A 22,594-nucleotide genomic window follows, 5' to 3' on the forward strand; every position below is an offset into this window, starting at 1 on the left:
TCCTCAGGTGGGGACTCTGCGCGCGCGCGGGGCGCGCCGCACCGAGACTACCAACTCCCCCACCGGCCGCCCTCCCGCTGCTAGGTTGACTGGCGGGTGCCCGGTCCCGAAGGAGACGAAGTGGATGTCCTGACCCAGTACGCGTGGATCGCGTGGCTCGTCCTGATCCTCGTGTTCGCCACCATCGAGGTGTTCACCCTGGAGATGACGTTCCTCATGCTCGCCCTCGGCAGTGTGGCGGGGCTCCTCTCGGGCCTGACCGGCATTCCGTGGTGGGCGCAGTTCATCATCGCCGCCCTGGTCGCGGTCGCGCTCATCCTCACCCTGCGGCCGCCGCTGCTGCGAATGCTGCAGCGCGGTGCCGACCCGGCCCGCTCCAACGTCGACGCGTTGATCGGCGCAGCGGGCACCGTGGTCCGCACCGTGGGACCCGCCGGCGGGCAGGTCCGGTTGCGCAACGGCGACGTGTGGACGGCTCGGCTCGCCCCCGCGACCGAGCAACCGGACGTCGCGGTGGGCGAGCACATCGTGGTGACCGGGATCGACGGGGCGACGGCGGTCGTCGTCCCGATGGAGAGGAGCACGCAGGCGTGAACGACGTCGGACCCATCATCACCCTGATCGTCGTCCTGGCGATCGCGATCTTCGCGATCGTGGTGATCGCACGGTCGATCCGGATCATCCCGCAGGCCTACGCCGGCGTGGTCGAGCGGCTCGGGCGGTACCACAAGACGCTCACGCCCGGACTCAACCTCCTGGTGCCGTTCATCGACCGGCTGCTCCCCCTGGTCGACATGCGCGAGCAGGTCGTCTCGTTCCCGCCGCAGCCGGTGATCACGGAGGACAACCTCGTCGTCTCGATCGACACCGTCGTCTACTTCCAGGTCACCGACGCCCGCGCCGCGACCTACGAGATCAACAACTACCTCGGCGCCGTCGAGCAGCTCACGACCACGACCCTCCGCAACGTGGTCGGCGGACTGAACCTCGAGGAGGCGCTGACCAGCCGCGACAACATCAACGGCCAGCTGCGGATCGTCCTCGACGAGGCCACCGGCAAGTGGGGCATCCGGGTCTCCCGGGTCGAGCTCAAGGCCATCGACCCGCCACTGTCCATCCAGGACTCGATGGAGAAGCAGATGCGCGCCGAGCGCGATCGTCGCGCCGCGATCCTGACCGCGGAGGGCACCAAGCAGTCCGCGATCCTCGAGGCCGAGGGCAAGCGGCAGGCCGCGATCCTGCAGGCCGAGGGCGACGCGAAGGCGGCGGTGCTGCGCGCCCAGGGCGAGGCCGAGGCGATCCTCACGGTCTTCGACGCGATCCACAAGGGCGACCCCGACCCGAAGCTGCTCGGCTACCAGTACCTGCAGATGCTCCCGCAGCTCGCCGAGGGCGCGTCGAACAAGCTCTGGATCGTGCCGAGCGAGCTCACCGAGGCGCTCAAGGGCATCGGGCAGGCGTTCACGCCGCCGGCAGGCGGCGCCTCCTCGGACCCGCGAGCCGGCTCCCGCTGACGCGCGTGGCCCTCGACTGGTTCGCCCCGGGCAGGCCGCGCGTCCTGGCCCATCGAGGGCTCGCCCTCGAGGTGCCCGAGAACACGCTCGCGGCGTTCGAGGCCGCCGTCCGCGCCGGCGCGCGGTATCTCGAGACCGACGTCCGACGCAGCGCCGACGGCGCGGCCGTGCTGGCCCACGACGTGTCGCTCGACCGGGTCGCGGGCCGCCCCGACGCCGTCTCGGACCTGCCCCTGGCCGAGCTCCGGCGAATGGACCTGGGCGGCGGGCACGGCTTCGCGACCCTCGACGAACTGCTGCACGCATTCCCCGACGCGCGCCTGAACGTCGACGTCAAGTCCGACGACGCGGTGACGGCGACGGTCGCCGCGGTGGAACGCGCGGGTGCTCTCGATCGCGTGCTCCTGACGGCCTTCAGCGACCGGCGCCGCCATGTGCTGACCGACGCGCTGCCGGATGTCGCGACCTCCGCAGGCCGGACTTCGGTGATCCGGGCGGCGGCCGCCGCCGTGACGCGGAGCCCGGCGCTCCTGCGGAGGGCGGTGGCCGGTGCCCACGCCCTGCAGATCCCGGAGCGGGTCGGTGCCGTGCGCCTGCTCTCACGTGCGCTCCTCGACACGGCGCACGCCGCCGGCGTCGAGGTGCACGTCTGGACGGTCAACGACCCCGACGAGATGCGTCGCCTGCTCTCGATGGGGGTCGACGGGCTGGTCACCGATCGCGCCGACCTCGCGCTGGGCATCGCGGCCGGCGACTGAGCTCACGACGCCCGCCGAGGCTGGGAGTTCCCCGGCAAAACCCCAGCCCACGGGAAGCTCCTGCACAGCTTGATCGTTTATACCTGATTGACGATCGAGAGGAGTACGCCATGGCAGACCGGAGCCTTCGGGGCATGCGAATCGGCGCCCAGAGCCTGCAGAGCGAAGAGGGCGTCGTCTTCGCCGACCGCGCGGAGTACACCTACCGCTGCGAGACGTGTGGTCGTGACACCGTCATGACATTCTCGACCGAGGCCGAGCTGCCGGAGACCTGGGAGTGCAAGCACTGCGGCAACTCCGCCGTGCTGCTCGTCGACCAGAAGCCCGTCGAGGTCGACCGCTCGGGCGAGAAGTCCGCTCGCACGCACTGGGACATGCTGCTGGAGCGCCGTACGCGCGCCGAGCTCGAGGAGATCCTCGAGGAGCGCCTGCAGTACCTCCGCGCCCGCCGCGGACAGCAGAAGATCGGCGCCTAGGCGCCGTCCGACCCCTCCGCACGCCCGGCCACGGATTCGATCCGTCGCCGGGCGTTTCGTCGTCCCAGCACGCCCGCGAGGACCAGTCCCGCGAGCGAACCGACGACCACCAGGAGCGGGATCGACGCCCCGAGCACGACCGACGGCGTGAGGCCCGTGCGCAGTTCGACATCCGTCACCATCGCTCCGGGCGCGTAGGCCGGCAGCGACTCGACCGTCCGACCCGTCGGGTCGATCACCTGGCTGGTGCCGACCGTCGAGATGTTGACCACGGACCGGCCGGTCTCGATCGCCCGCAGCCGCGCGATCGCGAGCTGCTGCTCGTTCTCGTCGGTCCCCCGGAAGTCGGCGTTGTTGGTCTGGAGCATGTAGAGCTCGGCGCCTCCGCGGGCGGCCTCCCAGATCAGGTCGTCGTAGATGACGTCGAAGCAGATCGCGAGCCCGGTCGCCGTGCCGTCGAGCTCGAACACCGGTGGCTCGGTCCCCGGCGAGTATCCCCGCTGGATGAGCCCGGTGAGCTCCGGCACGATCGCGTCGTAGAACCAGCGGTCGGGGATGTACTCCCCGAACGGCACGGGGTTGCGCTTCGAGAACCGCTGCACGGCCCCCTCCCCCGCCTCCCAGAGCAGCGACGTGTTGTAGAACCGGTCGTCGTCGACCGTGACCGTGTTGAGGATGACGGGCGCCTCGAGCCGTTCGGAGAGGTCGTCGAAGATCCGGGCGACGTCGGGACTCCGCGTCGGATCGAGGTCGCTGCCGCCTTCGGGCCACAGCAGCACGTCGATGCCGGACTCGTCGAGCACGGGCTCCGTCGCGTCGAGCTGCGACCGGAGGATGTCGCCGGGCTCGCGCCGGTCGAAGTACCCGGCCGGTCCGTCGCCCTGGACGCTCGCCACGCGCAGTTCGCCGGCCGCCGTCGACGGGAACGCCGGCACGACCACGGCGAGCACGAGGACCGCCGCGACGGGGACGGCGGTGCGCAGGTCGCGCCATCCGCGTTCCCGCACCCACTCGATGGTCGCCGCGACGAGGAACACCATCACGAAGCCGAGGCCGGTCGAGCCGACCCACGAGACGACCGGTGCGAACGGGCTCTCCGACTGGCTGAGCGCCGCGCGCCCCCATGGGAATCCGCCGTACGGCAGCGTTCCGGTCACCGTCTCCCTGAGGATCCAGAGCCCGGCCACGAGCAGCGGGACGATGAGCAGGCGGACCCAGCGCGATGCACCGAGCAGCGGACCCCACCGGTACGCCAGCGTGATGAGCACGGCACCGCCGGCCACGAACAGGGACTCGAAGATCGACAGCGCCAGCCACGGGATGGGGCCGAGGTAGAGCGAGGTCCATGACACGTGCGAGAGGTAGAAGGCGAGCCCGAACGCCAGTCCGACGTGGAACGAGGACAGCAGGGAACGGCCGACGAGGGGCACCAGCGCCATCGCGATGCCGACGAAGGCGAGGGGCCACACGCTGGCCCCGGGGAAGCCCAGGTCGTAGACGAACCCGCCGAGCGCCGACACGATGAGCGCCGCCCACAACGGGAGGATCGGGCGGGTGACGGTCGGGACGGGCGCCGCGGTCGTACCGGGCTCCTCGGGGCCGCGCGCCACGTCGCGTTCCGCGCTCGGCTCCACGTCGGCTCCGGCGCTCACGATGCGGCCCCGTAGGCGACGACGCCGCGACGCACCGCGTCGATGGCGGCGCGTGCGGTCGCGCCGAGCTCGGCGTCGGCGACGATGGACACCTGGTCGAGCAGGTCGATCACCTGCTTGGCGAGCCGGACGAAGTCGCCGGCCGCGAGCTCGGTGTCATCCAGCACCTGCCCCAGCCCGGCGCCGCGCGCCCACGCGTGCATGGCCGACGCCAGCGCGGGCGAGGGCTGCTCGGTCCCCGGCAGCCGGTGGTCGCGCTCGACGTCGTCGAGCTCGCTCCACGCGTCCGTCGTGCGCTCGAAGGCGTCTCGGAACCCGCCCTTGGGCATGCGGTACTGGATGCCGCGGTCGTCGCGCCGCGGCTCGTAGACGAGCGCGGCCGCCATCGCCGCGATCGACGCCACGTCCAGTCCGTCCCAGAGTCCTCGGCGCAGCGCCTCGGCGACCAGCAGGTCGCGGTCGCCGTAGATGCGCTTGAGGGTGCGTCCGGCCGCGGTCGGCACGACCTCGCCGTCGCTCCCGCGCTCGAGGTAGCCGAGCGCCTCCAGCACTTCCGCGACGCGGTCGAACCGCTTGGCGACCTGACCCGTACGGCTGCGGATCTGCCGGGAGAGGTCGTCATGCTCGCGCTTCAGGCGCCACCACCGCTCCGCCCAGCGGGCGTGCTGCTCCCGCTCGGCGCACCCGTGGCACGGGTGGGCGCGCAGCCGCTTGCGCTCGGCCGCGAGGTCGCGCTGCATGCGCTCGCGCTGGGCATGCGTCGGATTCCCCTTCGCGGACTGCCGCTCGAGGTCCGAGATGCGGCGCCGGATGCCGGCGTACTCCGCGAAGTCGCCGAGGTGGCACCGCATCGCCTCCTCGTACCCCGCCATGGAGTCCTCCTGCTTGCGCAGCGTGCGCGCGAGGTCGACGACGGCGCGGTCGGCCTGGAACTGCGCGAACGAGAGCTCGAGCACCTGCCTGGTGCGCTCGCGACCGAACTGGTCGACCAGGTTCACCGCCATGTTGTAGGTCGGCGTGAAGCTGGAGTTCATGGGGTAGCTCCGGCGGGACGCGAGCGACGCGACCGCTTCGGGGTCCAGTCCGTCGACCCACTGGATCACCGAGTGGCCCTCGACGTCGATGCCGCGGCGCCCGGCGCGACCGGTGAGCTGGGTGTACTCCCCCGGCGTGATCGGCACGCGAGCCTCGCCGTTGAACTTCTCGAGCTTCTCGAGCACGACCGACCGCGCGGGCATGTTCACGCCGAGCGCGAGCGTCTCGGTCGCGAAGACGACCTTCAGGAGCTTGCGCTGGAAGAGGTCCTCGACGACCTCCTTGAAGGTGGGGAGCATGCCGGCATGGTGGGCGGCGACGCCGCGCTGCAGCCCCTCGATCCACTCCCAGTAGCCGAGGACGGCGAGGTCCTCGTCGCGCAGCTGGCGTGCGCGCTCCTCGACGATGGCGCGGATCTCCGCGCGCTCCTCGGTGTCGGTGAGCCGGATGCCGCTGCGCAGCACCTGCCGCACGGCCTGGTCGCATCCGGCACGGGAGAAGATGAAGAAGATCGCCGGCAGCAGGTGCTTCCCGCTCAGCAGTTCGACGACGGCGGAGCGCTCCATGCGCCCCTCCCCCGGCGAGGGGCGGTGGTACCGTCCACGGTCGCTGCCACGACGCCCCCGCTGGGACCGCCCGCGGATCGACCTGCCGCCCGCCCGCGCCAGACGCTGCAGCTCGGGGTTCACCCGATGCGTCGCGGCCTGCCCCGACGAGTCGAAGAGGTCCACGAGCTTCGCGCCGACGAGGACGTGCTGCTCGAGGGGCACGGGACGCTGCTCGGAGACGATCACGTCGGTGTCTCCACGCACCGCCTGGAGCCAGTCGCCGAACTCCTCCGCATTCGAGACCGTCGCGCTGAGGGAGACGAGCCGCACGTGCTCCGGGAGGTGGATGATGACCTCCTCCCAGACCGCACCGCGGAAGCGGTCCGCGAGGTAGTGCACCTCGTCCATCACGACGTAGGAGAGCCGGTCGAGCAGGGGCGACGACGCGTACAGCATGTTCCGCAGCACCTCGGTCGTCATGACCACGATGCGCGCGGTCGCGTTGATGTTCGTGTCGCCGGTCAGCAGGCCCACGTCCCGCGCGCCCCACGCCTCGACGAACTCCTGGTACTTCTGGTTCGAGAGCGCCTTGATCGGCGTCGTGTAGAAGACCTTCTCGTCACCCGACTGCATCGCCAGGTGCACGGCGAACTCGGCGACCGCGGTCTTGCCGGCACCCGTCGGCGCGGCCACGAGCACGCTGCGGCCGTCGTCGAGCGCCGAGCAGGCGGCGCGCTGGAACGGGTCGAGGTCGAAGGCGAGCGACGCCGCGAACTCCTGCAGCCTGGGTTGCCGTCGCTGCTGCCGGGACTGCGCGTAGCGTTCGGCCGGCGAGAGGCTCATCACCCCTCCAGCCTAGACAGCGTCGCCGAACTCCAGCTCCGCACGCCGGGCCGCGCGACGGTCGTGGAGGAACGCGATGCCGTAGGCGGCGAAGTACAGCCCGATCATCGGCACCGCGAGCATGAACATCGAGACCACGTCGGCCGAGGGCGTGGCGAAGGCCGTGAAGAGCACGATCACGAGGATGGCGATCCGCCACGACTTGATGATCGATGCCGCGCTCAGTATGCCGGCGAAGTTCAGCAGCACGATGAACACCGGCACGACGAACGCGATCCCGATCGCCACGACGAGCTTCAGGACGAAGTCGATGTACTCCTTCGCCGTCAGCAGCGTCTCGGCGCCCTCGGGCACGAAGCTCGTCATCAGCTTGACGATGTTCGGCAGCACGAACCACCCGGCCGCGCAGCCGGCGAAGAAGAGCGGGATGGCCGTCGCGAAGAACGCGAACGTGTACTTGCGCTCCTTCTTGTTCAGCCCCGGGACGAGGAAGGCGAAGACCTGGTACAGCCAGACCGGCGCGGAGATGACGATGCCGAGCGTGAACGCGATCTGCAGGCGCAGGTCGAAGGCGCTGGAGATGGTCGGGAAGATGATCCCGGCGCTCTCGGCGCCCTCACCCTGCTGCGCCTCGACGACGCGGTTGACCGGGTCCTGGATCGCCTGCCAGACGAACATGTCGGTCAGGATCCAGCCGCCGACCATGCCGACGGCGATGGCGATCGCCGAGATGAACAGGCGCTTGCGAAGCTCGACGAGGTGCTCGCCGAGCGACATCCGCTTCTCGCGGTTCTTCTCCCCGCGATCCTTCACCGCGGTCATGCGGCTCAGGCGCTCGGGCCGGAGTCCGTGCGCTTCGGCTGCTCGGGCGGTGCGGGCGTCGTCGACGCCGCGGTCGACGACGTCGTCGTGCCGGAGGCGGGAGTCGAGGAGGCGGGGGCCTCGGGGGTCGCCGTGCCGTCCGTGGAGTCGGCACCGTCGTCGTCGGAGCGGACCTCGTTCTTGAGGATCTTCATCGACTGGCCCAGGCTGCGCGCGAGCGCGGGAAGCTTCGGCGCACCGAAGAGCAGCAGGATCACCAGCAGGATGATCAGCGCGTGCCAACCGGTGAAGGCGTTTCCAAACATAAGTGAGTCGTCCATTCTGGCGGGATGGTGCGGCCAGTCTACCCGCTCGCCGGAAGCGGGTCCGCCTCGGTCCGGCTTCGTTTGCCTAACGATCGGACGATTCGTCCGGGTATCCGGCGAGGCCCGCCTCCGCCCATGCGGCGACGGCCGTGCGCGCCTCCTCGGGCGCGATCACGGTGACGAGGCCGGGCAGCCCGGAGACCAGGCGCTTCAGGCCGTGCACGTGCGCGAGGCGCAGCGTGACGCGCAGCCGACCGTCGACCTCGGTGGTCGTCGAGTCCGCGAGGTAGTCGGCCAGGAGCGGCAGGCTCTCCGGCGCGACGTCCACGACGACGTCGAGGTCGTCCGGCGAGGCCTGGAACAGGGTGTCCGGGATGGCGCGGTCCGAGTGGTCGGCGATCGGCTCGTCGGTGATCCGGAGCCCGCTCATGCGGTCGATGCGGAAGTTGCGCACGTCCTCGCGGAGCTGGTCGTACGCCTGCAGGTACCAGTCCGCGCCGAGCGACGCGATCCGGAGCGGGTCGACGCGGCGCCGGCGGTGCTCGCCGCGCGCGTTGAGGTAGTCGAACTCCAGCCGTCGGCCGGTGGCGACCGCACGGCGCACCTCGCCGAGGGTCGCGTCGGCGGCCTCCTCGGCGACGGCGAGCCGGCTCGGCTCCGCCGATGCGCCGGCGCGCAGCTTGTCGAGGAGGGCGGCCAGCGAGGCGCTGTCGGCGTTCTCGGGCGACGCCGACAGGTACTGCAGTCCCGCGATGAGGGCGGCCGCCTCGCGCGCCGACAGTCGCGGCGCATCGTCGATCGCCACGTGGTGCACGATCACGATGACGTCGTCCTCCTCGAACGCGTCCCAGTCGATGTCGAAGAGGTCGTTCGGCTGGTACGTGCCCGTCGCGCCGGGAAGGCCCGACGTCGCGATGAGCTTCACGGCGTCGCGGATGACCTCCTCCTTCACGCCGAAGTGCGCGGCGGCCTCCGACACGTCCACCACCTTCCGCTCGAGCAGGTACGGCACGAGGGAGAGCAGGAAGACGAGCTTGTCCGGTGCGCGCAGTCCCGAGGGCCGGCGCGGCGCGGGCGGGCTCATGCCGCTCCCCCGCTCCGGTGCGCGGCCACGACCGCCGCGAGTCGCTCGCGCACGGCGGTGCGCAGCGAGTCGGGGGCGAGGACCCGGACCTCCGGACCGTACGAGGCGAGCTCGTCGGCGAAGACCGCCTCGTCGGTGTAGTGCAGGTGGATGACGCCCGCGTCCTCGTCGCGGCGCGCCGCGCGCTTCCCGAGGCGCACCTCGGCGTCCGAGCCCGCCTCGACCGCGAGGTCGGCGGTGTTCGCGAGCCGCAGCGCCTGCAGGTCGGCCAGGACCCGGTCCTGCACGTCGGCCGGCGGCGGCGCGAACGGGGCTCCGGCGCGCACGTCGACCTCGCCCACGATGCGGGAGAGCAGGAACGTGCGCGGGGCGTCCGCGTCGACGTCGCGCCCGTGCAGGTGCCATCGACCCTCGTGCAGGACGACCGCGTAGGGCTCGACGGTGCGCACCCGAGGAGCCCGCTCGCCCGGCTTGAGGTACCGGAACCGCACGCGCTGCCGCCGGTCGAGCGCCTGACGCAGGGGTTCGAACGCGGCGTCCCGGACGCGCAGTCGCGGCGCGTAGCCGATCACGGGCTCGCGCGGCTCGATGCCGAGCGAACGGAGCTTCGTGAGCGCGCGCTGCGAGTCGGCCGACAGCGAGGCCTCGCGCCACACCTCGGCCGCGAGGCCGAGGAGTGCGAGCTCGTCGGGCGTGAAGCGGACGTCGACCGGCAGGTCGTACTCGCCCTTCGGGATGCGATAGCGCAGCGCCTGGTTGTCGCCGGGCCGGTCGGGCGACTCGACGGTCTCGAGCGGGATGCCCAGGTCGCGGATGTCGTCCTTGTCCCGCTCGAACTGCCGCTCGAGGTTCGCGTTGCCCCCGCGCGGGTCGTAGCGCTCGGCATAGCCGCGCACGGTCGAGAGGATCTCGGACTTCAGCAGCCCGGTCTCGGTCGCGAGCAGCGCGAGTACGAGGCTGAACAGCCGATCCTCGACCGGGATCCGCGACTCCCCCGCGGGCTTGGATGACGCCACGTCAGCGATCATACTGAAGCGCCCGCGGCGGCAGCACGGCCGCCCCGCGTCACACCACGCCGAGGATGTCGATGACGAAGAACATCGTCGCGCCGGCCGGGACCGGCCCCTGGCCGGCCTCGCCGTAGCCGTCCTCGGGCGGCACCACCACGCCCACCTGCGATCCGACCTGCTGGCCGATGATGGCCTTCGAGAACCCGGGGATGACCTGCGAGTCGGCGCCGTCGCTGACCACGAAGGACGCGGGTGCGCCGTTCTGCCAGCTCGAGTCGAAGACCTCGTTGTCGTCCCAGAGCACGCCCGTGTAGTGCACCACGACGCGGTCGCCGGACTCGACCGTCTGCCCGGAGCCCTGCTTGAGCACCTCGACCTCGGTCGTGTCGAACGGCGGGTTGTCGGGCACCGTGATCCCGGGGCGCCCGTCCGGTGCGGTCACGACCGCCGGGAAGCCGTCGCGCGTGATGCGGGGGCTTCCGTTCGCCTTCGGCAGGAACGCCTCGTGGACGTCGAGCACCATCACGACGCTGTCGTCGCCGGTCAGTCCGAAGGACGCGTTGCCCTCGTCGCCCCAGAGGTCGGCGGGCGGGACGACCGCGACCACGCGCGAGCCCTCCCGGGCGCAGGAGAGCCCCACGATCAGGCCGTCGACCGTGCCCTGTCCGAGGACCACCGGCACGGGGTCCTCGCTGCCGAAGCCGGTGGCCTGGAGCTGCTCGCCCGTCGTGCCGTTGTAGACCGCGAGGCCGACGAGCGCCTGCTGGCCCCGCTCGAGGTGGTCGCCCGAGCCCTCGACGAGCTCGGTGCACTGCGTCTCGGCAGGCTTCAGGGGCGTCGGGAAGTCCACTCGGGGCGTATCGCCGAAGTCGCCCCGGACCTCGACGAGGTCGGACGACGCGCCGGCTCCGGCCTCGGGCTCGGGGGCCGTCGCGCAGCCGGTGAGCACGAGCGCGAGCGCGGTCGCGGTGGCGGTGAGTGCGATCGGGAGGCGCACGGATCCTCGTTTCGTCTCGGGTGGAACGGCCGCAGACAGCCTAGTCGGCATCCGCGGGGTCGGCGTCCGGGGCGGGCCCGTCGCCCTCGCGCGAGCTGCGGGCGGCGGAGCTCGCGGCACGCGCGCGCTTGCGCAGGACCTTGTCGCTGACGTTGCGCTCGCCGACGGCGCCCGGCGTCCACGCCTCGACGTCCTCGTCGCTGAACTCGGCCTTCGCGGGACGGCGCTTCAGCTCGGGGAGCACCGTGCCCGGCGCGAGGCGGCGAGCGGTGATCAGGAAGCCCGTGTGCGCGATCATGCGGTGGTCCGGACGGACGGCGAGGCCCTGCACGTGCCATCCGCGGACCATGGTCTCGCTGGCCGCGGGCTCGGTGTACTCGCCGCTCGCGCGGATCGCCTCGGCCACCCGGGAGAGCTGGGTCGCGGTCGCGACGTAGCAGAGCACGACGCCGCCGGGCTTGAGCGCCGCCGACACGGCGTCGATGCACTCCCACGGGGCGAGCATGTCGAGCACGACCCGGTCGACCGAGGCCGGCGGGGCCTGCTCGGGCAGCGCCTCGGCGAGGTCGCCGAGCGTGATCGACCAGTTGCCGGGGTCGGCCCCGTGGAAGGTGGCGACGTTGCCTCTGGCCACGTCGGCGAACTCCTCGCGCCGCTCGAACGACATCAGGCGGCCGTCCGGTCCGATGGCGCGCAGCAGCCAGAGCGAGAGCGCCCCGGAGCCGACGCCCGCCTCGACGACCGTGGCGCCCGGGAAGATGTCCGCCTGGGCGAGGATCTGCGCCGCGTCCTTCGGGTACACGATGGCGGCACCGCGCGGCATCGACATGACGAAGTCGTTGAGGAGCGGCCGCAGCGCGAGGTACTCGATGCCGACGCCGTTGGCGACCACGGAGCCGTCGGGCAGCCCGATGAGGTCGTCGTGGGAGATCCCGCCCTTGTGCGAATGGAAGACCTTGCCGGGCTCGAGCGTGATCGTGTGCAGGCGGCCCTTCGGGCCGGTCAGCTGCACGCGGTCGCCCGCCCGGAACGGACCGCTCGACTCGCCGCGGCTCATGCCGTTCCCCGCTTCGCGGTCGCGACCTCGATGAGGTCCTGCAGCGTGCGGCCGTCCAGGCTCTCCCAGACGACGTCGGAGGGCGCCTCGTCGAGCGGGAGCATGTGCGGGACCCCGATCGTCACCGCACCGGCCGACGTGGCCGCCGCGAGCCCGGTGGGCGAGTCCTCGATCGCGACGCAGTCCGCGATGTCGACCCCGAGCCGGCCGGCGGCGGCGAGGTAGGGCTCGGGGTGGGGCTTGGGCGCCGCGACCTCGTCGCCGGTCACCAGGTCGTCGAAGGCCGCGAACGGGATGGCGCCCACGACGTCCTCGGCCATCGACCGGATCGACATCGTCACGAGGGCCGTCGGGATGCCGGCGTCCCGGATCTCCCGCAGGAGGTGCTGTGCGCCGGGTTGCCACGGCACGCCGTGCTGTGCGAGCTGCTCGCGCACCCGGTCGGTGAGGCGCGCGACGATCTCGTCCGCGGGCAGCTCGACGCCCGCGGCCCGGAAGACCTCCGCGGCGTCCCAGAGGCCCATCCCGACCATCTGCAACGCGTCCTCGTGGGTCCACGTGCTGCCGAATTCGGACACGAGCTCGATCTCGGCCCGCATCCAGTACGGCTCGGTGTCGACGAGGGTGCCGTCCATGTCCCACAGGACGGCGGCAGGGAGGCGCTTGGTCACAACGGGTGATTCTACGGCCACGCCCTATTGTGGAGGTGAGTCCGGACCACCCGGGCTCGGGAAGCGGGGCGGACCGAGTGCAGCAGCCGACCGGGTTCGAGGGCGGACGACTCCTCGTCGTCGCGTTCGAGGGATGGAACGACGCCGGCGAGGCGGCGACCGGAGCGGCCCGGCTGCTCGTCGAGCGCCTCGGCCTGGCCGAGATCGCCGCGGTCGACCCCGAGCTCTACTTCGACTACCAGTTCACGCGCCCGACGATCGAGGCCGAGCCCGACGGTTCCCGCCGGATCCGCTGGCCGGGCGCCGCCATCCTGGGTCCGACCGGCGAGCCGGCGTCGCCGGACGATGACGAGACGGTGACCGGCCCGGGCGCGACCAGCCTGCACGTGCTGCTCGGCGCCGAACCGGCGCGCACGTGGAAGGGCTTCGCGGCCGAGCTGATCGACGCGGCCCTCACGGCCGACATCGAGGGCATCGTGCTGCTCGGCGCCATGCTCGCCGACGCCCCGCACACGCGTCCGCTCGCCGTATACGCATCGAGCGAGAACCCCGAGGTGCGGGCCGCGCTCGGCGTCGAGCGCTCGAGCTACGAGGGTCCCGTCGGCATCCTCAGCGTGATCGCCGATCAGGCCGAGCGGGTCGGCATCCCCACGGTGTCGCTCTGGGCGTCGGTCCCGCACTACGTGCACAACGCCCCGTCGCCGAAGGCGGTCCTCGCCCTGCTCGGCAAGGTGGAGGAGCTCACGGGCCTCAGCATCCCGCGCGGCTCGCTCGAGGCGGAGGCGAGCGCCTGGGAGGCGAACGTCGACGCGCTCGCGGCCGACGACGAGGAGATGGCCGGCTACATCGCCCAGCTCGAGCAGGCCCGCGACGCGGCCGACGCCCCCGAGGCCTCCGGCGAGGCGATCGCGCAGGAGTTCGAGCGCTACCTGCGCCGGCGCGGCGACCAGCCGGGCGGCGGGGCATGGCACCCGCGCGACGGCGCCTGAGCCGCGCTGTCCGGAGCCGCACCGCCTAGAGCGGCTGAAGCACGCCCGTCCCGAGCAGGATGAAGATGGTCGTGCCGAGCGCGACCCGGTAGATCACGAACGGCAGGAAGCTGCGCTTCGAGATGTAGCTCATGAAGAACGCGATCACGACGATGGCGACGACGAACGCGACGACCGTCGCGACCGCCGTCTCGAGCGGTCCGTAGACCGCCGGCTCGCCCCAGCTCTTGAACAGCTGGTAGAAGCCGGACCCGAACACCGCGGGGATGGCGAGCAGGAAGGCGTACCGCGCCGCCGCCGCGCGCTCGTAGCCGAGCAGCAGGCCCATCGTGATCGTGCCGCCGGAGCGCGAGACGCCGGGGATGAGCGCGAGCGACTGCGCGAGGCCGAAGTAGATGCCGTGCGGGTAGGTGAGCTCGTCGAGCTTCCGCCGCTTCGCCCCCGCCCAGTCGGCGAGGCCCAGCACGACGCCGAAGAGGATGAGCATCGTCGCGGTGATGTAGAGCGAGCGGAAGACCGTCTCGATCTGGTCCTGCAGGACCAGGCCGAGCACCACGATCGGGATCGAGCCCACGATGATGAGCCATCCCATCCGCGCGTCCGGGTCGTTGCGCGGCACGCGGCCGGTCAGCGACCCGAACCAGTGCCCGATGATGCGGACGATGTCGCGCCAGAAGAACACGACCACCGCCGCCTCGGTGCCGAGCTGCGTGATGGCCGTGAAGGCCGCCCCCGGGTCCGCCGCGTTGGGCAGGAACTCCCCGAGGATCCGCAGGTGCGCGCTGGAGGAGATCGGCAGGAACTCGGTGAGTCCCTGGACGAGGCCGAGGATGATGGCTTCGAGCACGGGGGTGTATCGCCTTCCGCCCCTCGCGCGCGAAGGGCCGCAGGACCGTCGTCGGTCGTGACGTGGGTGGGCGGCGTCAGTACGCCAGGAGCAGGTCCTTCAGGACCCGCCTACCGAAGACTAGTGCGTCCAGCGGCACGCGCTCGTCCACCCCGTGGAACATCGCAGGGAAGTCGAGGCCGTCCGGAAGGCGCAGCGGCGCGAAGCCGTAGCCGGAGATGCCGAGCCGCGAGAGCGACTTGTTGTCGGTGCCGCCGCTCAGCAGGTACGGGAAGACGGATGCCTCCGGGTCGTGCTCGCGGAGCGCGCCGGTGACGGCGTCGACGAGCGGGCCGTGCGTCGGCGCCTCGAGGCCGACGTCGCGGTGGACGGTCTCGATCTCGATGTCGGGGCCGACGAGCTCGGCGATCTCGGCGAGCACCGCGTCCTCCTCCCCCGGCAGCGTCCGGATGTCGACGAGAGCCTCCGCGCGATCGGGGATGACGTTGTGCTTGTAGCCGGCGTGCAGCAGCGTGGGGTTCGAGGTCGTGCGGAGCGTCGCCGTGATGAAGCCCGAGGCCGATCCCGTCGCGAGCGCGAGCTCGTCCGGGGAGACCCGCTCGGGGTCGACCCCGAGGGCGCCCGCGACCGCGGCGAGCAGCTCGCGGGTGGTCCCGGTCAGCCGGACGGGCCACTCCCGACGGCCGATGCGGGCGACCGCCTCGGCGAGCCTGGTCACCGCGTTCTCGCGGATCAGGCGCGATCCGTGGGCGGCCGTGCCGCGCGCGATGAGCCGCACCCACACGAGCGACTTCTCGCCCGTCTGCAGGAGGTAGGCGCGCTGCCCGCCGACCGTGATGGAGTAGCCGCCGACCTCGCTGATGGCCTCGGTCGCGCCCGCGAAGAGCTCCGGGTGCTCGTCGACGAGCCAGCTCGCGCCGTACAGGCCGCCGGCCTCCTCGTCGGCGAAGAATCCCAGGACCAGCTCGCGCTCGGGCAGCCGCCCCTCGGCGAGGATGTCGCCGACGGACGTGAGGATCATGGCGTCCATGTCCTTCATGTCGACCGCGCCGCGGCCCCACAGCATGCCGTCCCGGATCTCGCCGGCGAACGGGTCGACGCTCCAGTTGCGCGGGTCGGCGGGCACGACGTCGAGGTGGCCGTGCAGGACGAGCGCCGGCTTGTCGGGGTTCGCGCCCGGCACGCGGGCGACGACGTTCGCGCGTCCGGGCGCCGATTCGTGCAGGACCGGGTCGAGGCCCATGCGGCGCAGGTGGGCCTCGACGTACTCCGCGGCCTCGCGCTCGCCGTTCGAGCGGCCCTCGCCGTGGTTCGTCGTATCGAACCGGATCAGGTCGCGTGCGATGACGGCGGTCTCGTCGAGCTCGGGGGTCGTCGGGGTCGTCTCGGCCATGGCGACCACGCTAGCGCGCGGGGTGCGATCCCATCGGGGCGACGACGGATGGATCGGGTTCGCCACCGGTTCCGGACGGGATCCGCAGCGTTCCGGGATCGGCTTTGCGGCACTGACCGGGGCCTCCGCGATGCGCGGTCGTCCGGGCGCCGCCGGGTGGTCAGCGGGTCCGGAAAACCGTGCTAGTGTCTTCTACGGCCGCTGAGCGATCAGGGCCGAGACAACGCGCGGGTGGCGGAATTGGCAGACGCGCTAGCTTGAGGTGCTAGTGCCCGGATAGGGCGTGGGGGTTCAAGTCCCCCCTCGCGCACGTGTTGTCGAGAAGGCCGGATCTTCGGATCCGGCCTTCTCGCGTTTCCGGGGTCGATCGTCTGGCTGCCTGGCGGGCGTTTCGCTTCTCAGGAGTTGTTCGGCGTGTCTGCGCGTTCGTCGGCGTGTCCTCCTGAGGAACGTCGTGATTCGCGCCGCGCCTCCTGAGGAAGGCGTGGAGTTCGATGGAGCACGCCCCTGCGATCAGGCCCGGCGAGCCATGTCGGGCGTGCCCTGCCGGGCACGCCCGAGGGCCGACGGATGCTCCTCACGCTTCCGATCGGGACGACGGCTGGTCGAGCCGGCGACCGACCCCGGGTGCGGCGACGCCGGCGGCGAGCCGGATGCGACGGAGCGGCCTCGTCGGAGGACTCGACCCCCGCTCGGGGGCATGGACGGGTGGCCTCCACGACTTGCCGTATTCGAACATGTGTTCGAACATTGAGGGGTGACGATGACCGCTCCCCGATCCGCACCGGCCGCCTCCGCGGCGCCGGAGGCGCGGATCGAACGGGTCGAGGAACTGCAGGCCCGCATCCGCGGGATGCAGTCCACCAGGCTCGACTCCAGGGCCGTGCCGACGCATCCGGCGCTCGCCTCGGTACTGCCGGGCGGGGCCCTCCGCGAGGGCGCGGTGGTGCAGGTCGAGGGATCGATCACGCTGCTGATGGCCGCGCTCGCGGGGCCCTCGCGCAGCGGGCGCTGGGTCGCGGTCGCGGGCATCCCAGAGTTCGGCGTCGAGGCGGCGGCCCGGTTCGGCATCGACCTCGAGCGGCTCGTGCTCGTGCCCGATCCGGGCCGGCAGTGGCTGACGGTCGCCGCAGCGCTCGCCGACGTGATCCCCGTGGTCGCCCTGCGTCCGGCTGGACGGCTCGCCCCGGCCGAGGCCTCGCGGTTCGCCGCCCGGTTGCGCCAGCGCGGTGCGCTGCTGCTGGTCGACGGCGCGTGGCCCGGCAGCGACGCGCGGCTCGAGCTCGAGCGCAGCGACTGGACGGGCCTCGAGCGCGGCCACGGCCATCTCGCCGAGCGCGAGGTCGTGGTCCGGGTCACGGGGCGTGGCGAAGTGGGCCGGGGCAGCCGTCGGCGCCTCCGGCTTCCGGCGGGCGACCTGGGATTCGCCGCGGTCGACGAGGCCCGGCCCGGCTCGGGCGCCATCGGTGCGGATGCCGCGCGCGCCCTCGGCTCAGCGGCATCCGACCCCGAGGCGACCGGAGTCGTGCACCGGCCCGACTTCGCCGCGAGGGCCTCGTGAGCGCGGCCGTGCGCACGATCGTGCTCTGGTGCCCCGACTGGCCGGTGCTCGCGGCGTGCCGCGAGGCGGGCCTGGACCCGGCCGGGCCCGTGGCGCTCACCGAGGCGGGCCAGGTGCACTCGTGCTCGGCGGCCGCGCGCCGCGACGGCGTGACGCGCGGACTGCGGCTGCGCGAGGCGCAGTACCGCTCCCCCGCCCTCGCGGTGCTGCCGTACGATGCGGCACTCGACCATCGCGCGTTCGAGCCGGTCGTGCGCGGCATCGAGGCGATCGTGCCGGGCCTGCAGGTGCTGCGACCGGGAACGCTGGCGATGCGCGCGCGCGGCCCGGCACGCTACTACGGCGGCGAGGAGGCCGCGGCACGGGCCCTGCTCGCCGCTGCCGCGGAGCTCGGCGTCGCCGGCGCGCGCGTGGGCGTCGGCGACGGTCCGTTCGCAGCCGAGCAGGCGGCTCGCGTGGCCGGCCCGGCCGGAGGGGGCCCGGATGCGGCGGGCGGGTCCGTGCACGTGGTCGCACCCGGCGGCTCGGCCGCCTTCCTCGCGCCGCTGCCCGTGTCCCTCGTCGCCGATGCCCGCACGACGACGCTGCTGCACCGGCTCGGGGTTCGCACGCTCGGCGAGTTCGCGGCGCTGCCGGAGGAGGACGTGCGACGCCGGTTCGGCGCGGTCGGTGCGTTCGCGCACGATCGGGCGGCGGGCCGCGAGCAGGCGCGCGTGGCGCCGCGCACCCCGCCGCCGGACTTCGAGGTGGAGCAGCACTTCGAGCCACCGCTGGAGCGCATCGACCAGCTCGCGTTCGCGTTCCGCGTGCGGGCCGAGGAGTTCATCGAGCGGATGCGGGCGAGGCGACTCGTGTGCACCGGCATCCGCGTCGAGCTCGACGACGACCGGGGCGGGCACTCGAGCCGGAGCTGGCTGCATCCGCACTGGTTCACCCCGGCCGACGTCGTCGACCGGGTGCGCTGGCAGCTGCAGGGCACGGGCACCGCCGACACCGGCCTCGAGGCCGCGATCGTGCGGGTGCGGGTCGTGCCCGAGCGCGTCGACTCCACGGGCAACCACGAGGAGGGCCTGTGGGGCGGCGGGCCCGATGAGCGCGTGCACCACGGGCTCACGCGCGTGCAGAGCATGCTCGGGCACGAGGGCGTGGTGACCGCGGCGATCGGCGGCGGGCGCATGCTCGCCGACCGCCAGGTGCTCGTGCCGTGGGGCGACCGTGCGCCCGAGCGCACCGTCGGCGAGGCGCCCTGGCCGGGCAGCCTGCCCGCACTCGCGCCGGCGAGCGTGTTCCGCGACCGGCAGGCGGTCGTGCTCGTCGACGACGGCGGTGCAGCCGTGTCGGTCGATGCGCGCGGGGCGATCTCGGCGGCACCGGAGTCGTTCGCGGTGGCGGGAGGGCAGGCGGCCTCCGTGCGCGCCTGGGCGGGCCCGTGGCCGGTCGTGGAGCGGTGGTGGGACGCCGAGCGCGCCCGTCGGGTGCACCGGTTCCAGGTGGTCGACCACGACGGCTGCGCGTGGCTGCTCGTGCGCGACGACGAGGGCTGGTGGGCCGAGGCGAGGTACGACTGATGGGCTGGAACAACCCGGAGATCCCGTGGTCCGAACTCGAGCGGCGGCTCTCCGACCGGCAGCGGCCGGGCGGCGGGCCGAACGGCATGTCGGCGGGGCGGTCGAGCGTGCTGGGCGACGGGGGCGACAGCCCGGCCTGGAGCCGGAAGCGGCATCCGTACCGACCGCCCGAGGCCGACGACCGGCCGGCCGGTCCGGTCGTGCCGTACGCCGAGCTGCACGCGCACTCGACGTTCAGCTTCCTCGACGGCGCGTCGGGCCCCGAGCGACTCGTCGAGGAGGCGCACCGGCTGGGGCTCGCAGGCCTCGCGATCACCGACCACGACGGCTTCTACGGCATCGTGCGCTTCGCCGAGGCCGCCGAGGCGTACCCGGAGCTCGAGACCGTGTACGGCGCCGAGCTGTCGTTCGGGCTCAGCGAGCCGCAGATGGGCGCCGCCGACCCCGAGGGCGACCACCTGCTCGTGCTCGCCGCGCGGGAAGAGGGGTACCACCGGCTCGCGTCGGCGATCACCGCCGGCCAGCTCGCGGGCGGCGAGAAGGGCCGGCCGGTCTACGAGCTGGAGGATCTCGCGGCGCGCGCCGACGGGCACTGGGTCGTCTCGACGGGGTGCCGCAAGGGCGCGGTGCGCCGGGCGCTCGCCGGCGAAGGCGGGGCGGATGCCGCGTGGCGCGAGCTCGACCGGCTCGTCGCGCTGTTCGGCCGCGACCACGTGGTCATCGAGCTGACCGACCACGGCGACCCGCTCGACCAGGTGCGAAACGACGCCCTGGCCGCGCTCGCCGCCAGGGCGCGCGTGCCCGTGCTCGCGACGAACGCGGTGCACTACGCGACGCCCGGCGAGCACCGGCTGGCGTCCGCGCTCGCGGCGGTGCGCGCGCGGCGCAGCCTCGACGAGCTCGACGGGTGGCTGCCCGCGACCGACGGACTGCACCTGCGCTCGGGCGCCGAGATGCTCGCCCGCTTCGGCCGATACGGCGGCGCCGTCGAGCACTCGGTGACGCTCGCGCGCGACCTGTCGTTCCGGCTGCGCAGCGCCCGCCCGCGCCTGCCTCGGCAGGAGGTCCCCGAGGGGCACACGCCCATGTCGTGGCTGCGCGAGCTCGCGTGGCAGGGCGCCGAACGGCGCTACCCGGGAGTGCCCGACCACGTGCGCGAGCGGCTTGCGAAGGAGCTCGACGTGATCGAGCAGAAGGACTTCCCGGGGTACTTCCTCATCGTGCACGACCTCGTGCAGGAGGCGCGCCGCCGCGGCATCCTCTGCCAGGGCCGCGGATCGGCGGCGAACTCGGCGGTCTGCTACGTGCTCGACATCACCGGGGTCGACTCGATCTACTACGAGCTGCCGTTCGAGCGGTTCCTGTCATCGCTGCGCGACGAGGAGCCCGACATCGACGTCGACTTCGACTCCGACCGTCGCGAGGAGATCATCCAGTACGTCTACGGCAAGTACGGGCGGCAGAACGCCGCACAGGTCGCGAACGTGATCAGCTACCGGCCGAAGGGCGCGGTGCGCGACATGGCGAAGGCGCTCGGCTACTCGACCGGGCAGCAGGACGCGTGGTCGCGGCAGGTCGAGCGCTGGGGCTCGGTCGTCGAGACCGACGAGCACGACATCCCCGGCTCGGTCGTCGAGCTCGCCGAGCAGTTGCTGACCTTCCCGCGGCACCTCGGCATCCACTCGGGCGGCATGGTGCTCACCGACCGGCCCGTCGGCGAGGTGTGCCCCATCGAGCACGCCCGGATGGAGAACCGGACCGTCCTGCAGTGGGACAAGGACGACTGCGCGTGGATGGGCCTGGTCAAGTTCGACCTGCTCGGGCTCGGCATGCTCGCCGCGCTGCAGTACACGTTCGACCTCGTGCGCGAGCACACGGGCGAGGAGTGGGAGCTCGCGACGATCCCGAAGGAGGAGCCCGCGGTCTACGACATGCTGTGCCGGGCCGACTCGATCGGGGTGTTCCAGGTCGAGTCGCGGGCGCAGATGGGCACGCTCCCCCGCCTGCAGCCCCGCTGCTTCTACGACCTCGTCGTCGAGATCGCGCTCATCCGCCCCGGCCCGGTGCAAGGCGGTGCGGTGCACCCGTACATCCGGCGCCGCACCGGCGAGGAGCAGGTCGCCTACCTGCACCCGAAGCTCGAGCCGGTGCTGCGGCGCACGCTCGGCGTGCCGCTCTTCCAGGAGCAGCTCATGCAGATGGCCGTCGCGGTCGGCGACTGCGACGCGGCCGACGCCGACCTGCTGCGCCGCGCGATGGGCTCGAAGCGCGGCGTCGAGAAGATCGAGAAGCTGCGCGCGAAGCTCTACGCGGGCATGGAGCGCAACGGCATCGACCCGGAGACCGCCGACGCGATCTACGAGAAGATCGAGGCGTTCGCGAACTTCGGCTTCGCCGAGAGCCACGCCATCAGCTTCGGGCTGCTCGTGTACGCGAGCTCGTGGCTGAAGCTGCACTACCCGGCCGCGTTCCTCGCGGCGCTGTTGCGGGCCCAGCCCATGGGCTTCTACTCCCCGCACACGCTCACCGCCGACGCGCGGCGGCACGGCGTCGAGCTGCTCCGGCCCGACCTCGCGCGCTCGGGCGTGCACGCCGGGCTCGAGGCGCTCGCGCCGGGCGGCATCCGTCGCCCCACCGGCCAGCCGGGCTGCGCCGACGCCGCCCAGCCCCCGGTGGGACCGTTCGACCGGGAGGCGGCGGACGTCTCGGCCGACCACCGCCGCGACGGGGCGTTCGCGGTGCGCCTGGGCCTGGCCGACGTGGCCTCCATCGGCGCCTCGGTCGCGGAGCGGATCGTGGCCGAACGCGAGCAGCACGGGCCGTACCGCGACATGGCCGACCTGTCGCGCCGGGCCGACCTCGACGCCACTCAGCTCGAGGCGCTCGCCGCGGCCGGCGCGTTCGCGTGCTTCGACCTGCAGCCGCGGCAGGCGCTCTGGCTCGCGGGCGAGGCCGCGCAGGACCGGGCGGACTACCTGCCCGGCGCCGTCGTCGTCGTGCAGCCCCCGCTGCTGCCGATGCTGAACGACGCCGAACAGGTGGTCTACGACCTGTGGGCGACGGGCATCTCGCCGGACGACCACCCCATCCGGCACGTGCGCGACCGGCTGGAGGCCCGCGGGGCGCTGCGCATCGACCGGCTCCACGAGGCCGAGTCCGGGCGCAGGATCGAGGTGGGCGGCGTCGTCACGCACCGGCAGCGGCCGGCGACGGCGAGCGGCATCACGTTCATGAACCTCGAGGACGAATCCGGCACGCTCAACGTGATCGCGAGCGTGGGCGTGTGGTCGCGCTATCGCCGGATCGCACGCGAGGCGCCCGCGATGGTCGTCCGCGGCATCCTGGAGCGCTCGCGCGAGGGCGTCGTCAACCTCGTCGCCGACCGCTTCGAGGCGCTGACCGTGTCGACCACCAACCGCTCGCGCGACTTCCGCTGAGCGGCGTCCCGCCCACGCGCGCCGCGA

The 22,594-nt window shown here is 72.7% G+C and carries 19 protein-coding genes and 1 tRNA gene; 9 read left to right on the top strand and 11 right to left on the bottom strand.

Annotated elements, in window-relative coordinates; genetic code table 11:
* Positions 1-120 precede the first annotated feature (120 nt).
* The 4 genes from ABME01_RS06365 (at position 121) to ABME01_RS06380 (ending at position 2,748) form a co-directional block, all read left to right on the top strand.
* The gene (locus ABME01_RS06365; RefSeq protein WP_353827538.1) at positions 121-594 is read left to right on the top strand and encodes an NfeD family protein; all 474 of its coding nucleotides are present in this window, start codon (positions 121-123) and stop codon (positions 592-594) included.
* A 14-nt stretch (positions 595-608) separates the two neighbouring features.
* Positions 609-1,514 (top strand): SPFH domain-containing protein, encoded by a 906-nt coding sequence (locus ABME01_RS06370; protein ID WP_436407414.1) that lies wholly within the window; start codon positions 609-611, stop codon positions 1,512-1,514.
* Between the two features lie 5 nt (positions 1,515-1,519).
* A complete protein-coding gene (locus tag ABME01_RS06375; protein ID WP_353827540.1) occupies positions 1,520-2,272 on the top strand; it encodes a glycerophosphodiester phosphodiesterase family protein in 753 nt (250 codons plus the stop codon).
* A gap of 110 nt (positions 2,273-2,382) precedes the next feature.
* Positions 2,383-2,748 (top strand): RNA polymerase-binding protein RbpA, encoded by a 366-nt coding sequence (locus ABME01_RS06380; protein ID WP_353827541.1) that lies wholly within the window; start codon positions 2,383-2,385, stop codon positions 2,746-2,748.
* On the opposite strand, the gene lnt is transcribed toward ABME01_RS06380, so the two are convergent.
* The 9 genes from lnt to ABME01_RS06425 all read right to left on the bottom strand — a co-directional run bounded on the left by lnt (position 2,745) and on the right by ABME01_RS06425 (position 12,772).
* Positions 2,745-4,400, bottom strand: a complete 1,656-nt coding sequence (gene lnt / locus ABME01_RS06385; protein WP_353827542.1) for an apolipoprotein N-acyltransferase — start codon at positions 4,398-4,400, stop codon at positions 2,745-2,747. The two genes, ABME01_RS06380 and lnt, sit on opposite strands and share 4 nt — an antisense overlap.
* Positions 4,397-6,826 (bottom strand): DEAD/DEAH box helicase, encoded by a 2,430-nt coding sequence (locus ABME01_RS06390; protein WP_353827543.1) that lies wholly within the window; start codon positions 6,824-6,826, stop codon positions 4,397-4,399. The genes lnt and ABME01_RS06390 overlap by 4 nt, the downstream gene beginning before the upstream one ends.
* Before the next feature lie 12 nt (positions 6,827-6,838).
* On the bottom strand, positions 6,839-7,648 hold the full coding sequence (gene tatC, locus ABME01_RS06395; RefSeq protein WP_436407406.1) for a twin-arginine translocase subunit TatC: 810 nt from the start codon (positions 7,646-7,648) through the stop codon (positions 6,839-6,841).
* A 5-nt stretch (positions 7,649-7,653) separates the two neighbouring features.
* Positions 7,654-7,968, bottom strand: a complete 315-nt coding sequence (gene tatA / locus ABME01_RS06400; protein ID WP_436407407.1) for a twin-arginine translocase TatA/TatE family subunit — start codon at positions 7,966-7,968, stop codon at positions 7,654-7,656.
* Between the two features lie 70 nt (positions 7,969-8,038).
* The gene (locus tag ABME01_RS06405; RefSeq protein WP_353827544.1) at positions 8,039-9,037 is read right to left on the bottom strand and encodes a helix-turn-helix transcriptional regulator; all 999 of its coding nucleotides are present in this window, start codon (positions 9,035-9,037) and stop codon (positions 8,039-8,041) included.
* Positions 9,034-10,053, bottom strand: a complete 1,020-nt coding sequence (locus ABME01_RS06410) for a helix-turn-helix transcriptional regulator (protein WP_353827545.1) — start codon at positions 10,051-10,053, stop codon at positions 9,034-9,036. The genes ABME01_RS06405 and ABME01_RS06410 overlap by 4 nt, the downstream gene beginning before the upstream one ends.
* Before the next feature lie 49 nt (positions 10,054-10,102).
* On the bottom strand, positions 10,103-11,044 hold the full coding sequence (locus ABME01_RS06415) for an FKBP-type peptidyl-prolyl cis-trans isomerase (RefSeq protein ID WP_353827546.1): 942 nt from the start codon (positions 11,042-11,044) through the stop codon (positions 10,103-10,105).
* Positions 11,045-11,084: 40 nt separating this feature from the next.
* A complete protein-coding gene (locus ABME01_RS06420; protein WP_353827547.1) occupies positions 11,085-12,101 on the bottom strand; it encodes a tRNA (adenine-N1)-methyltransferase in 1,017 nt (338 codons plus the stop codon).
* Complete coding sequence (locus ABME01_RS06425) at positions 12,098-12,772, bottom strand: HAD family hydrolase (protein ID WP_353827548.1); 675 nt, start codon at positions 12,770-12,772, stop codon at positions 12,098-12,100. Before ABME01_RS06425 ends, ABME01_RS06420 begins: the two co-directional genes overlap by 4 nt.
* A 77-nt stretch (positions 12,773-12,849) precedes the next feature.
* On the opposite strand from ABME01_RS06425, the gene ABME01_RS06430 reads away from it, so the two are divergent.
* Entirely contained in the window at positions 12,850-13,761 is a 912-nt protein-coding gene (locus ABME01_RS06430; RefSeq protein ID WP_353827549.1) for a PAC2 family protein, read from the top strand.
* A gap of 25 nt (positions 13,762-13,786) precedes the next feature.
* On the opposite strand, the gene ABME01_RS06435 is transcribed toward ABME01_RS06430, so the two are convergent.
* Both ABME01_RS06435 and ABME01_RS06440 read right to left on the bottom strand, forming a co-directional pair.
* A complete protein-coding gene (locus ABME01_RS06435; RefSeq protein ID WP_353827550.1) occupies positions 13,787-14,608 on the bottom strand; it encodes an undecaprenyl-diphosphate phosphatase in 822 nt (273 codons plus the stop codon).
* 76 nt (positions 14,609-14,684) lie between these two features.
* Positions 14,685-16,001, bottom strand: a complete 1,317-nt coding sequence (locus ABME01_RS06440; RefSeq protein WP_353827551.1) for a M20/M25/M40 family metallo-hydrolase — start codon at positions 15,999-16,001, stop codon at positions 14,685-14,687.
* A 225-nt stretch (positions 16,002-16,226) separates the two neighbouring features.
* Here ABME01_RS06440 and ABME01_RS06445 point away from each other — a divergent pair.
* The 4 genes from ABME01_RS06445 (at position 16,227) to ABME01_RS06460 (ending at position 22,567) form a co-directional block, all read left to right on the top strand.
* A tRNA-Leu gene (locus tag ABME01_RS06445) sits at positions 16,227-16,311 on the top strand.
* A 453-nt stretch (positions 16,312-16,764) separates the two neighbouring features.
* Entirely contained in the window at positions 16,765-17,562 is a 798-nt protein-coding gene (gene imuA' / locus ABME01_RS06450) for a DnaE2-dependent mutagenesis accessory factor ImuA' (RefSeq protein WP_353827552.1), read from the top strand.
* A complete protein-coding gene (locus tag ABME01_RS06455; protein WP_353827553.1) occupies positions 17,559-19,130 on the top strand; it encodes a DNA polymerase Y family protein in 1,572 nt (523 codons plus the stop codon). Before imuA' ends, ABME01_RS06455 begins: the two co-directional genes overlap by 4 nt.
* On the top strand, positions 19,130-22,567 hold the full coding sequence (locus ABME01_RS06460) for an error-prone DNA polymerase (RefSeq protein WP_353827554.1): 3,438 nt from the start codon (positions 19,130-19,132) through the stop codon (positions 22,565-22,567). Before ABME01_RS06455 ends, ABME01_RS06460 begins: the two co-directional genes overlap by 1 nt.
* Positions 22,568-22,594 lie beyond the last annotated feature (27 nt).

It is taken from the genome of Agromyces litoreus, from assembly GCF_040496015.1.
GTDB lineage: Bacteria > Actinomycetota > Actinomycetes > Actinomycetales > Microbacteriaceae > Agromyces > Agromyces litoreus.

Coding starts and splice junctions, on each gene's coding strand:
- ABME01_RS06405 (WP_353827544.1), bottom strand. CDS start 9,037: ATGAGCCCGCCCGCGCCGCGCCGGCCCTCGGGACTGCGCGCACCGGAC.
- imuA' (WP_353827552.1), top strand. CDS start 16,765: ATGACCGCTCCCCGATCCGCACCGGCCGCCTCCGCGGCGCCGGAGGCG.
- ABME01_RS06440 (WP_353827551.1), bottom strand. CDS start 16,001: ATGGCCGAGACGACCCCGACGACCCCCGAGCTCGACGAGACCGCCGTC.
- tatC (WP_436407406.1), bottom strand. CDS start 7,648: ATGACCGCGGTGAAGGATCGCGGGGAGAAGAACCGCGAGAAGCGGATG.
- tatA (WP_436407407.1), bottom strand. CDS start 7,968: ATGGACGACTCACTTATGTTTGGAAACGCCTTCACCGGTTGGCACGCG.
- ABME01_RS06420 (WP_353827547.1), bottom strand. CDS start 12,101: ATGAGCCGCGGCGAGTCGAGCGGTCCGTTCCGGGCGGGCGACCGCGTG.
- ABME01_RS06390 (WP_353827543.1), bottom strand. CDS start 6,826: ATGAGCCTCTCGCCGGCCGAACGCTACGCGCAGTCCCGGCAGCAGCGA.
- ABME01_RS06380 (WP_353827541.1), top strand. CDS start 2,383: ATGGCAGACCGGAGCCTTCGGGGCATGCGAATCGGCGCCCAGAGCCTG.
- ABME01_RS06460 (WP_353827554.1), top strand. CDS start 19,130: ATGGGCTGGAACAACCCGGAGATCCCGTGGTCCGAACTCGAGCGGCGG.